We start from the raw sequence: 12,463 nt of genomic DNA on the forward strand, positions 1-12,463 counted from the left end.
CTTCCCTCCGGGGTCACGGTCGGGCGATAGGTCGTCCGGGAGCGCCGTTCATGAGCACTCCCGGAAGGCACGACCATGCACTTCACTTCTGAACAGCGTCTCGACGACGGTGTCCTCGAGCGCGAATTCACTCTCGGCGAGATCCCCGGCATCCTGTGGACGCCCGCATCCGCACCGGCGCCGCTGATCCTGATCGGCCATCCCCCGCTCGGACTGCGCAAGATGTACCCCCGGCTGGCAGGGCGGGCCCGGTACTACGCGTCGGAGTACGGCTTCGCCGCGGCCACCATCGAGCTCCCCGGGAGCGGTGAACGGCCCCGTTGGGCCGCCGCCGAGCAGGCCCGCGCCGACCTGCGCCGGGCGATGGCGGCCGGCGGGCCGGTCGGCGACGAGATCGTCGATGCCCTCATCCTCCCGCTGGTCGAAAAGGCGGTCCCGGAATGGCGGGCCGCCCTGGACGCCCTCCTGTCGCTGCCCGAGATCGGCGGCCCGGTCGGGTACGAGGGAGGAGTGATTTCCATCGGCGTCCGCCTCGCGGTGGTCGAGCCGCGCATCGTGGCCGCCGGTTTCTTCGCCGGGAGTCTTGTGCCCGCCGCCATGTTCGAGGAGGCCCGCCAGGTCACCATTCCGCTGCATGTCCTGCTGCAGTGGGACGACGAAGGGAACGACCGGCAGGCGGCCCTGGACCTGTTCGACGCCTTCGGCTCCAAGGAGAAGACCTTGCACGCCAATCTCGGCGGGCACACCGGCGTCCCGCAGTTCGAGATCGAGACCGGGGCCCGGTTCTTCGCCCGGCACCTGAAGTGAGGCCGGGCCGTCAGGCCACCAGCAGGCGGTAGGCCGTGTCGGCCAGGACGCTGCTCGTCGAGTGCAGGTCCCGGCGCTCCACTGCTGTTCATGCCGCGGGCCCCTGCCGACTCAAGACTTCGGCAGGGGCCCGCGCAGCCCGAATGCATGAGCTGTTCGATCTCTGCAGTGCTTCGATTTCTGCGTGCTTCGGGGGCTGCCCGGTCTGCACACTCTCGCCGCGGGTATCGACCGCGACCGCGACGCCGTCATCGCCGGTCCGGCCTTGCCCTGGAACTCGGGCATGGTGTCCTGCGCTCTTCCCGCCCTCTTCGTCGGCCCGGGGGCGGCTCGGGACCTCCCGGTCCCGCCACAAGGCCCTCACCGGCCGAGCATCACCCACCGCCCCGGCAGGCCGGCGGCTTGTTCATGCGATCATACGGACGGCTCTCGATGGACCGGCGCACGGCCAACTGATCAGGGGGCACGGCCAACTGATCAGTCTGTCGAGCGATCGCGCCATCGGGCATCGAGCAATCGGGCAAGAACGGGAGTGCGGTGTGAGCGGGGCTGGGGGGCAGGACGGGTCGTCCCTGTCCGAAGAGGAGTGGGAGCGGTTCCTCCGTGAATCGGTGGCGGGTGTGGACGGGGCCCCGGTGGAGCCGTCGGCACGCGCCCGTCAGGTGGAGCGGCAGCTGCGGGAGCGCTCCGGGCAGCCGGAAGGCTGGCGTACGTACTCACCGGCCCGGCCCCGGCGCAGGACAGGCTGGTACGTGACCGGGCTAGTGGCGGTCCTGGCCCTCCTGGTCGTGGCACTCTTCCCGCAGCAGGTCGTCGGCTGGTTCGGTGGCGACGACGGTGGGCAGGACGCGGCGCCGTTGGCCGCCGAGTCGGAAAGCCCGCAGGAGGCTCCCGGCGCCGAGCGGGATCTGCCCCCTACCCTCGCCGAGCCCTTCCGGGGTTCGCCTGCCGCCCGCTGGGCCGACGGAGCGGCAGGGATCACGGTGCCACCCGCCAGGGCGACCGGCTGGATGGACGCCGCCCAGGTCGAGCGGGCACTGCGGCAGAGCCGGGACTTCCTGGTGGCCGCGGGGCTCAACTCCCGTGTGCTGCGCGGCGAGCGGCCCACGAAGGCGATCGCCCTGCTGAACCCGCACCAGAAGGACGTCCAGGAGTATCTCCGTGCCTCCCTGTCGTCGAAGGCACCCACGGGCAAGACCGACCCGCTGCTGTTGTTCAGCCGCTTCCGGCCGGAGCAGTCCCGGCTGGTCGGGGACGTGGTCAGGACGCGCGGTCGGCTCACGTACCGGGAGGGGAAACATGGGGCGGTCGAGGTGACGGCGGACGTCACCTTCGTGTACCCGGTCACCGCGGCGGGCGACCGCGGGCGGGACGCCGAGGTCGTCCGTACGATCGTGCGGCGCGAGGTGGTGATGAGCTGGGACGATCCGGCCGAGGTCATCACCGAACCGGGCACGATGTCCCTCGTCTCGTACGCGCTCGACATGGTCAACGGCGGCTGCTCCGCCCCGACCGGATACTTCGAACCCCCCTTCGGCACGGCCGACGAGCAGCGCACCGACGAGGCCCGCCGGGTCGATCCGTACGACCGCAGCAAGCCGATCGACACGGGCGACGGCACGACGGCCACGGGCAACGACTGCGCGACCGCCACCCGCTCCTGATGCGTGCCGCGGAGGGCTGTGGAGCGGGTGTTCCTCCTGTATGAGTGGGGTGTTGCGGGCTGAGCCGTTGTGGGTTCGATGCTCGGTGACAGAACGATGCCGGTCGGGTCCTGAGATCCTCCGGCCGCAGAACGACAACGGGTGGGAGAGCATGATGACCGGGCAGGTCGCCGCAGTGAGCCGTAACGAGGTGTACTCGTTCAGCAAGCCCAATCGCGATTCCATCACGCTGCTCACGGGGCTCGGCGTGGAAGGAGACGTTCACGCAGGTGAGACGATCCGCCACCAGTTCCGCATGACCTACGAGCCGGATCTGCCCAATCTGCGCCAGGTCCACCTGATGCACGAGGAACTCTTCGACGAGCTCGCACTCAAGGGCTTCAAGGTCTCCGCGGGCCAGCTCGGCGAGAACATCACCACGCGCGGGGTGGACCTGTTGGGTCTGCCCACCGGCGCTCTGCTCCATCTCGGAGAACAGGCGGTGCTCGAGGTGACGGGGCTGCGCAACCCGTGCTCGAAGATCAACGACTTCCGCAAGGGACTGCTCGGCGAGGTCTTCACCATCGACGCCGTGTCCGGCGAGTTCACATTCAAGTCCGGCGTCATGGCTGTGGTCCGCCGCGGAGGGATCGTGCGCCCCGACGATTGCATCCGGGTCGAAACCCCGCCCCTTCCCCACCGGTCGCTGGAACGGGTCTGAGGGACGACGGCGCGGATCGGATCCCGCGTCGGCGCGATGGCCTCGGATCGCGCGGGACGAACACGCGGTCGCCGACCAGCCGGCCTCGATCAGGGCACTGCCGCTCGCGGTGGCCCGGTCGCGAACAGACCGCACGGCCCGCTCACCCAGGTCCATCCGTCGCCGGCGCGCCCGGCAGATCCTCCTGCCCTCCAGCCGAGGGTTAGCCGCAGCCCACCTCGGGGGGTGTCCCCATGGTCACGGTGTACCCGCTGCCAATAGCTTGCGGGCACACCATGGGGTCGCTGGAGCCTTGACGGGAAGGTTCTTTGGGGGAATCGCATGAATACGTATGTCCGGGCACTGGGTGTCGCGATAGCCCTTGCCCTGAGTGTCACGTCGTCAGCTCTCGCTGCGCCGCGGACCGTCGCCGAATCCTCCGAACACACCTCGTTGCAGCAGGTACTCGATCGACTGGCCGGCGCTGACGGGGCACCCGGAGCGATCGCGGAGGTGCGCGGCGGCAAACACGGATCCGCCGTGCTGACCAGCGGCATCGCGAACCTGGAGACGGGCGCGCCGATGCGTGCCGACAGCCACTTCCGTATCGGCAGCATGACCAAGACGTACGTCGCGACGGTCGTGCTGCAACTCGTGGGCGAAGGCAGCGTCGTGCTCGACGCGCCGGTGGAGCGCTACCTGCCCGGCGTCGTGCGCGGCAACGGCAACGACGGCCGGAAGATCCGCGTACGGGACCTGCTCCAGCACACCAGCAGGCTGCCCGACTACCTGACGTACTTCACACCGCAGGAGATCCTGGCCGACCGGTACGCGCACCACAGCCTCACCGACCTGCTCGCGATCGCGCGCTGGGTTTCCAGACGATGAGCGGCGCCACGACGGACGGCCGGCAGGCCACGGTCATGGTCAACCTCGACCCCGGCGGCTCCGACGCTCAGGACGCCGATGTGCAGGCCGCGGTGACGACCGCGTTGTGTTCCTGACCGGCATCGTGCCGACGTGGCGGGCGCGGGCCTCGCCGCCGAGCAGCGCGGCTCCCGGTCGCAGCTCCCATTCGTGATCGAAGTCGACACCGGGCGAGTGGCCTGCCGCGTCGAGGCTGCCGAGGTGGGTGGGGGGCGAGGACCCGGTCGACGAGGGCGAGTTCAGCGGCGGCCCGGTCCATCCGTAGGTCCACTTCGTCCTCCGTCCTCCGGGACGAAGCGGCCGCCGACCGTGGCCGATCCATGCCAGTGGCGCTCATGGGCACCGAGCGCGCCCGGTACCCGATACCGTCCGGGAACCGCCGCCGAACGGCGGCGGTGAGGGTACCCGAGCCGCGCTGGGAGGGCCGGTAGGTTCTACCGCCTCATGCCCTGCCCTCACGAGTTCTGTGGAGGACCTCATGACCATCCACCAGGTACTCACCACCGACTATCACACCGGCGGTGAACCGTTCCGCATCGTCCCCGAACCGCCGGTCGCCATCGAAGGGGCCACCGTCGCCGAACGCCGTGTCCTCGCCATCGGCAACCCCGACGTGGACAATCTGCGCAAGCTGCTGTGCTTCGAACCCCGCGGGCACGCCGACATGTACGGCGGGTTCATCACCCCACCCGACGACGAGGGTGCTCACTTCGGCGTGCTGTTCTGGCACAAGGACGGCTTCTCGACAGCCTGTGGCCACGGTTCCATCGCGCTCGCCGTCTGGGCCGTGCAGACCGGCCGCGTCGCCCGCGACCCCTCCGGCACCACCACAGTCGTCATCGACGTCCCCTCGGGCCGGGTCACCCTGCGCGTGCACACCGCCGGCGAACGGATCTCCGGCGTCGACTTCGTCAACGTCCCCAGCTACCGGCTCGCCGAACGCGTCACAGTCCCGACGTCCTGCGGGGACCTAGTCGTCGATGTCGCCTACGGCGGCGCCATCTACGCGCATCTGGACGCAGCCAGGGCAGGACTGGCCGTCACCCCCGAGCACTACTCCGACCTCATCGCGATCGGGCGCGAGGTCAAATGGGCGCTGAACGACAGCGAGCACGCCCGTCACCCCGTCGACGACCGCCTCAGCGGCATCTACGGGACCATCCTGTACGACGACCTCGGCATCGACGAGAACGGCAACCCGCACCAGCGCAACGTCACTGTCTTCGCCGACGGACAGGTCGACCGTTCCCCATGCGGCTCCGGCACCTGCTCCCGCGTCGCCGTACTCGCGGCGACCGGTCACCTCAAGCCGGGCCAGGTCCTCGTCCACGACTCGATCGTCGGCACCCGCTTCCACGCACGGGTCGTCGCGGAGTTGGCCGTTGACGGCTACCCCGCCGTCGTCGCGGAGGTCACGGGGAAGGCGTACCGGACCGGCGAGCACCGCTTCGAGCTCGATCCCTCGGACGACCTCGGCACCGGCTTCGTCCTGCGGTAGCCGTCCCGCCGACCGGCTGAGAAATCGAGGTGGTGCAGCCGGGCGTGCCGATCGTGCTGTTACGGAGCGGCCCGCTCGGCCGAGGCGGCAGTGGGCCGGTTCCGGACGGCGATGACTTCGCGCTCGGCCCGTTGGCCCTTCACCGGTCGTCCGCCTCGAATGCCTGGACGACAGCGAGACTGTCCTCGTAGACATGGTGCCGCGTGACAAGGCCGTCCTCCACGGTGAGATGCAGAGCGAACCGCGCGCGATACGCGCGTCCGGTGGCCCGGGCGGTCTGGCGGATCTCGCCGAGCACGACCGCGTCGTTTCCGTCGATGAGGATGCGCTCGACCTCGGTCGCCACGTGCTCCGGCACATGATGCCCGGCGAGCTCGCGATAGTGGGCGGCCGCGTCAGCCCGGGTGGACCGGTGACGGATCCACGGGGTGGCGGCACGACCGTGCTCGGCCTCCGGCCAGTTCAGCTTCCAGTCGCCCTGCTCGGCATACAGCTCGGCGATGTGCTCGGGGTCGCCCTCGCCGATCCTGCGCAGCAACTCCTCAACCGCTGCACGTGTGTTCGTAGGTGTGGCTGTGGACATGGCTTGACCTCTCCGTCCTGGTCCGCGTCCTCCGACGGCTCGGAGCGATCCCCAATCTGCCACCGCAGACGGGCCCGGGACGATTACCTCTGAAGTAAGGCAGGCGCGTCACCAGGGCATCCGCCTCGACAGTGGGGGACCACCCGCCGGGTCCGCCCGTCCGGACTCGGCGGGGACACGATCACGGAGCGGATGCTCATGCCGCCCCCTCCGTCGCCCCCTGGCCGGACGCACCCGGACACGGGTTCAGCACCCCTCGCTGAACGACCGGGGCAGCAAGCGGCTGCATGCCGTCACAACGGCAGAGGGCCGCAAGGCTCACTCCGAAGACCCGAGGCACTCGGTCAGCGCCGGGAGCGAGGCGGAACCACGAGGAGGGACGCTACAACTTCCCGTCGAAGTAGAACCGCCAGCTGTTGCAGCCTTGATCGGATCCGTTCGCCCCGTCACGCGTGCACGCCTTCACGGTGAAGTAGCCCGCCCCGTCCATCCAGCCGAGGCTCGTCCTCGGGGGCGAGCACGAGCCCGACCCGCCGGCCGCCTGCGCGGACTGGACCAGTTCGCCGTTGAAGTACAGGTAGCCCACCGCGCGGCGCCCGTCCGGCTTCCCACCGTCGCAGACGTTCAGGAAGACCCCATCGACCGACACATAGGCATGGGCGGAGGCCCAGCCGCCTTTCGGTGAGTCGTACGACACCACGCTTTCACTGACAGACCCGGCCGATGCCGTACCGGTGCCCAGCGCGAGGAGGCTTGCCGCCGCCGCTGCCGTGCCCAGTCCGGTGATCATGGAGTGTTTACTCATCATCTGTTCTCCCCGTTGTCTCGATGGGTCGGTCGTCCTGGCGATGAGCATCCCGACAACGCTGGGGCGAGACAACGGCTCTCACCTGTCCGGGACGGCCGCCCCGGTGTCCGGGACAGGCAGCACGGTGCGATGTGTGCGGCGAGGCATCCGGTACAGCAGGCCGAGCGCCGTGTCCGCACGGCAGAGCCGGCAGGCCGTCGTGGTGCGTCGAGCGCCTGGTCGTGCCAGGTGGCGAGCCACCAGCAGCACCGGCGTATCGCGGTGTGGGCAAGCAGGCGTCGTCCCGGAGGGACGCAGTTCGACAGCGGAACTCTCGCCGGTCTCCGGCATCATGCCAAGCCGGCCCATGCGTCAGCTCCGAACGTGCCCTTCACATCGGATGCCACGGTGGTGGCGTCCACCTTGGCTTGCAGGGCATACACGATCGTCTTGCGTGCGCCACGGACGCTGAGGTGGACCGGGCTGTCGCCTGGGTGGTCCGCAAGGATGCGCTTCAGTTCTCCGACGGACTGCTCGGTGATCCGGTGGGCGGGGAGGGCAAGCCGCACGGGAGGTTTCCCGCCGTGCTCGGCGGAGGACACATCCAGTACCGCGAGTTCTCTGCCGAAGATGTTCACGGTTCCGTCCCGGTCTTCGATCTTGCCCTTGACGGAGATGACGTTGTCTTCGGCCAGCGCGTGCTGCACCAGCTGGTAAGCGGCGGGGAAGAGGAGGACCTCGATGGCGGCATCACGGTCCGCGAGGTTCACGATGGCCCAGGCGTTGCCCTGTTTGGTCATCTTGAGCTGAATGCCGGTGATCAGCCCGGACAGCTGCACATCCCCGATGGTGCGGCCGGAGGCGAGCAGTTCGGCGATGGAGCAGTCCCGTGCGCCGGAAAGGACGTGCTCGGCACCGTCCAGCGGATGGGCGGAGACGTACAGGCCGAGCATTTCGCGCTCGGTCGCCAGAAGCTGTCGGCGGGGCCACTCTGCTTCGTCGATCGGGAAGTCGAGGCCGAAGGCCGGTTCGCCGCTTCCTTCACCGCCCAGATCGGCGAAGAGATCGTCCTGTCCGAAGCTTGCCGCTTTCTTCACGGGGATGATCGCGTCGATGGCGTCCTCGTGGATGGCGGTGAGGCCCTTGCGGGAATGCTCCAGGGAGTCGAAGGTGCCGGCCTTGATCAGGGACTCCACAGCCCGTTTGTTCAGTGCGGGCAGGTCGGCCTTGTCGAGGAAGTCGGAGAAGGAAGTGAATTTCCCTTTCCGGCGGCGGGCATCGACGATGGCCTCGATGACGTTGTCGCCGACGTTGCGTACGGACCGCAGCCCGAACCGTACGTCGTCGCCGACGGCGGTGAACTCGGCGACGGACTCGTTCACGTCGGGCTGGAGGACACGGACGCCGTTCTTGCGGGCGTCGGCGAGGTAGATCGCGGCCTTGTCCTTGTCGTCGCCGACCGAGGTGAGCAGGGCGGCCATGTACTCGGCCGGGTAGTTGGCCTTGAGGTAGGCGGTCCAGTACGAGACCAGGCCGTAGCCGGCGGTGTGGGATTTGTTGAATGCGTAGCCGGAGAACGGGAGCATGACGTCCCACAGGGCCTTGATGGCTTCCTCGCTGTACCCGTTTCCCCGCATGCCGTCGTGGAACTTGTCCCACTCCGCGGCCAGCACCTCCGGTTTCTTCTTGCCCATCGCACGGCGCAGCAGGTCGGCGCCGCCGAGGGTGTACCCGGCCAGTTCCCGGGCGATGGCCATGATCTGCTCCTGGTAGACGAGCAGGTGGAAGGTGTTGCCGAGGATCGGCTCCAGTGCGTCGCGCAGCTCGGGGTGGATCGGGGTGATCTCCTGTCGGCCGGTCTTGCGGTGCGCGTAGTTGGTGTGGGCGTTGGCGGCCATGGGGCCGGGACGGTAGAGGGCGTTGACCGCGGCGATGTCCTCGAACCGGGTGGGTTCCATCTGTTTGAGCAGGACGCGCATGCCGCCTCCGTCGAGCTGGAAGACGCCGAATGTGTTGCCTTCGGCCAGCAGCCGGTATGTCCTGGCGTCGTTCAGAGGGATCACGACGGTGGACGGGTCGCCGTCCAGGGGGTCTACGGTGGCCAGGCTGATGTCCCGGTTCTCGCGGATGTTCTCGATGGCCTGGTCGATGACTCCCAGGTTCCGCAGCCCCAGGAAGTCCATCTTGATCAGGCCCATGGCTTCGCAGGACGGGTAGTCGAAGCCGGTGATCTTCACACCGTCCGAGGCACGCATGTGCAGCGGGATGCGGTCGGTGAGCTTCGTTTTGGAGAGGATCACCGCCGCGGCGTGCACGCCGGTACCACGGGTGAGGCTCTCCACCCCGCGGGCGGTGTCGATGACCCGCTTCACATCCTGTTCGCTGTCATACATCTGCCGGATCTCGCCTGCCTCGCCGTACCGCTCGTGGGAGGAGTCGAAGATGGCGGCCAGCGGGGCGGACTTGCCGTTATGGTCCGGCGGGAGTGCTTTGGTGATCCGCTCGCCGTGGGAGTAGGGGTAGCCGAGGATGCGCGAGGAGTCCTTGATCGCGTTCTTGGCCTTGATCCTGCCGAACGTGTTCACCATGGCGGTGTACTCGTCGCCGTACTTCTCGGTGACGTAGCGGACCATCTGATCGCGCTGACGGTCGTCGAAGTCGAGGTCCACATCCGGAGGGTTGATGCGTTCGGGGTTCAGGAACCGTTCGAACAGCAGGCCGTGCTCCAGGGGGCACAGCTCGGTGATGCGGGTGGCGTAGGCAACGATCGAGCCGGTGGCCGAACCCCGGCCGGGACCGAGCGGAATCTTGTTCTCCCGGGCGTGGCGGCAGATGTCCGCCACGACGAGGAAGTAGGAGCTGAAGCCCATGGGCCCGATGACCGTCATCTCGGTCTCGAAGCGATCCAGGATGTGTTGGGGAACTGGTGCCCCATAGCGCATTGCCAGACCCTTGAGGACTTCCTTGCGCAGCCACGACTCCTGCGTTTCGCCTTCGGGCACGTCCGGGAACTGCGGCATCTCGTCGACGTGGTCGAAGACCTCGTCGTAGGACTCGATGCGCTCGGCGATCAGCAGAGTGTTGTCGCACGCTTCCGGCAGTTCCGAGAAGAGGCTGCGCATCTCGGCGGCTGTTTTGAGGTAGTAGCCGGAGCCGTTGAACCGGAAACGGCCTGGGTCGTCCTTGTTCTTCCCGACACCGATGCACAGCAGGCTGTCGTGGGCATCGGCCTGGTCCTCGGTGACGTAGTGCGCGTCGTTGGTGGCCAGGAGCGGGATGTTCAGTTCCTTGGCCAGGCGTAGCAGGCCCTCTCGGACTTCACGCTCGATGTCCAGGCCGTGGTCCATCAGTTCCAGGAAGTAGTTCTCGCGGCCGAAGATCTGCTGGCAGGCCGCAGCAGCAGCTTTCGCCTCGTCGTACTGGTTCAGCCGCAGGCGGGTCTGGATCTCGCCAGACGGGCAGCCGGTGGTGGCGATGATGCCGTCCGGCCGTTCAGCAATCAACTCGCGGTCCATACGCGGCTTTCCAGCAGGGAACTGACCCTCGTAGCTGGCCTGCGTGCTGAGCCAGAACAGGTTCCGCAGGCCCTGACTGTTCCGCGCCCACATGGTCATGTGGGTGAAGCGGCCGCCACCGGAGACATCTTTCGACCCCTCACCGTCCGCGCTCGTGGCGCGACGGCCTCCCGGTCCCCAGAACTCCTGCTTCCGGACGAACCGAGAGGAAGGCGCCACGTACGCCTCGATGCCGATGATCGGTCTGATGCCCTCGAAGCCCTTCGCGACCTGCGCGAACTCATAGGCGCCGAACATGTTGCCGTGATCACTCATGGCAATCGCAGGCATCCCCTGCCGGGCCGCCTCGCCGAACATCGGCTTCAGCTTCTGCGCGCCGTCCAGCATCGAGTATTCGGTGTGATTGTGCAGGTGGACGAAAGAATCCGGCACGGGTAGGTCGCCTCCGGGATGAGTAGGAAGCCCCATCCCGCCAGGGACGCGATGGGGGCCTTGTCGGTGGCGACACACCGGCATCGGCAGATGGGCGGACGGCTGGACACATCGCGGCGCGGTAACGCCGACGGGACGGCCAATGGGCCGCACCACCCGTGCACGCGATCAGCCCGAACCCTTGAAGTGCAGGCCCGGCAGCCACCCGGCCGCCGGGCAGCACTCCTCCTGCCGCGCTGCTTGCCAAACCACACGTTGCCCGGAGACATCAAAGCGAGCATGGCGTACTGGAATCAAACAACTACTTCGCCGGTCTGACTCAACCATTGGTTGTCTACCTAGGATGGTCAGCATGGATCTCACTGCCGTGCGCACCTTCGTTACCGCCGTGGACGCGGGACAGTTCCAAGAAGCCGCCGCCAACTTGTCAATCACCCCACAAGCCGTCTCCAAGCGCATCGCCGTGCTGGAGAAGGACCTCGGCGTGCAGCTGTTCAGCCGTACGGTCCGGGGAGCCCGGCTCACCATCGACGGGCAGGCGTTCCTGCCTTACGCCCGGGCTCTCCTCCAGGCCGAGGAACGGGCTGCCGCTTCCGTGCAGCCAGGGCGCCGGGCCTTGCGCGTCGATGTGATCGGACGTCGGCTCTCACTGGCGGGTCTGCTGCGCGACTTCCACCGCGCGTATCCCGAAACCGATCTTGACGTCGTCACCCTCTTCGACTCCAGCACGGCCATCGCCGCCGTCCGGTCCGGGGCGATCGACGCGACCTTCCGCGCCGTGACAATGCCGGGCCGGCAGCTCCCCGACGGCATCGAGGCCATTCCGGTCTTCGACGAACCACTGCACCTGTTCACAGGACCGGCTCACGAGTTCGCCGCCGCCGGCGCGATCGCTCCCGACCGGCTTGCCGGGCGCCGGATCTGGATGCCCGGCAACATGCCTGGCACCGAGTGGGCCGCCTACTATGACGAACTCGCAGCCACGTTCGGTCTCACCATCGACTCGGTCGGCCCGAACTTCGGTATCGAGCCCCTCCTCGACACGATCGCGGGCTCCTCGACATTGGCGACCTTCGTCAGCGAGCGGACTCCGCTGGTCTGGCCCGCCGGCCACGACCTGCGGCGCATCCCCCTGCACGACCCGACCCCGGTCTACCCCCACTCACTGATCTGGCGCACCGACAACCCTCACCCCGCCCTCACCGCACTGCGTAGCCACCTCATGTCCGCATACCCCGGCCGCCCGGACAGCGGGATCTGGGTACCGAAGTGGGCCCAGCGCGCCGCGCCTCGGAGTTAGCCCCTGCTGGATGGAGGCGACGAGCGACGACATCGTCAGTCGGTCGCCGATGGGATGGCGCTGGACTCCGTTCCGGACGTCCCCGCGCGGCAGACCAAGCGCAGGGGCGGACATCGTCGTCGACGTCCTTCTCACGGTCCGGGCCGGACACCGCATCGCGGTCGAGGCCTGCCGATGTCCGCTCCGGCCCAGGTCCGGGGCACGGTCACCTCCGCCGGCTCGTCTTCTGTCGGCGTACTCGCGAAAGTGGCTCTGGCAAGATTTTCGTAGG

9 protein-coding genes are annotated in these 12,463 nt (G+C 68.2%); 6 read left to right on the plus strand and 3 right to left on the minus strand.

What is annotated here, in order from left to right; all coding sequences use genetic code 11:
* Positions 1–75 precede the first annotated feature (75 nt).
* From OHA19_RS42685 to OHA19_RS42705, 5 genes are all read left to right on the plus strand, one after another.
* Positions 76–807: an alpha/beta hydrolase gene (locus OHA19_RS42685; RefSeq protein ID WP_331749483.1), complete on the plus strand. Its 732-nt coding sequence runs from the start codon at positions 76–78 to the stop codon at positions 805–807.
* A 572-nt stretch (positions 808–1,379) separates the two neighbouring features.
* Positions 1,380–2,471 (plus strand): hypothetical protein, encoded by a 1,092-nt coding sequence (locus OHA19_RS42690; RefSeq protein ID WP_331754712.1) that lies wholly within the window; start codon positions 1,380–1,382, stop codon positions 2,469–2,471.
* Positions 2,472–2,625: 154 nt separating this feature from the next.
* Positions 2,626–3,171, plus strand: a complete 546-nt coding sequence (locus OHA19_RS42695) for an MOSC domain-containing protein (protein WP_331750700.1) — start codon at positions 2,626–2,628, stop codon at positions 3,169–3,171.
* A gap of 321 nt (positions 3,172–3,492) precedes the next feature.
* Positions 3,493–4,038, plus strand: coding sequence for a serine hydrolase domain-containing protein (locus tag OHA19_RS42700; protein WP_331749481.1), 546 nt, complete (start codon positions 3,493–3,495; stop codon positions 4,036–4,038).
* Positions 4,039–4,555: 517 nt separating this feature from the next.
* The gene (locus tag OHA19_RS42705; protein ID WP_331749478.1) at positions 4,556–5,575 is read left to right on the plus strand and encodes a proline racemase family protein; all 1,020 of its coding nucleotides are present in this window, start codon (positions 4,556–4,558) and stop codon (positions 5,573–5,575) included.
* Positions 5,576–5,714: 139 nt separating this feature from the next.
* Here OHA19_RS42705 and OHA19_RS42710 read toward each other — a convergent pair whose 3' ends face one another.
* The 3 genes from OHA19_RS42710 to dnaE form a co-directional block, all read right to left on the minus strand.
* Positions 5,715–6,158: a nuclear transport factor 2 family protein gene (locus OHA19_RS42710; protein ID WP_331749473.1), complete on the minus strand. Its 444-nt coding sequence runs from the start codon at positions 6,156–6,158 to the stop codon at positions 5,715–5,717.
* A 382-nt stretch (positions 6,159–6,540) separates the two neighbouring features.
* Positions 6,541–6,963, minus strand: a complete 423-nt coding sequence (locus tag OHA19_RS42715) for a hypothetical protein (protein WP_331754502.1) — start codon at positions 6,961–6,963, stop codon at positions 6,541–6,543.
* Positions 6,964–7,295: 332 nt separating this feature from the next.
* A complete protein-coding gene (gene dnaE / locus OHA19_RS42720; RefSeq protein WP_331749468.1) occupies positions 7,296–10,892 on the minus strand; it encodes a DNA polymerase III subunit alpha in 3,597 nt (1,198 codons plus the stop codon).
* 352 nt (positions 10,893–11,244) lie between these two features.
* Here dnaE and OHA19_RS42725 point away from each other — a divergent pair, with 352 nt between their 5' ends.
* A complete protein-coding gene (locus tag OHA19_RS42725) occupies positions 11,245–12,192 on the plus strand; it encodes a LysR family transcriptional regulator (protein ID WP_331749466.1) in 948 nt (315 codons plus the stop codon).
* Positions 12,193–12,463: the final 271 nt, after the last annotated feature.

The sequence above is a fragment of the Streptomyces sp. NBC_00012 genome (genome assembly GCF_045040875.1).
Lineage (GTDB): Bacteria > Actinomycetota > Actinomycetes > Streptomycetales > Streptomycetaceae > Streptomyces.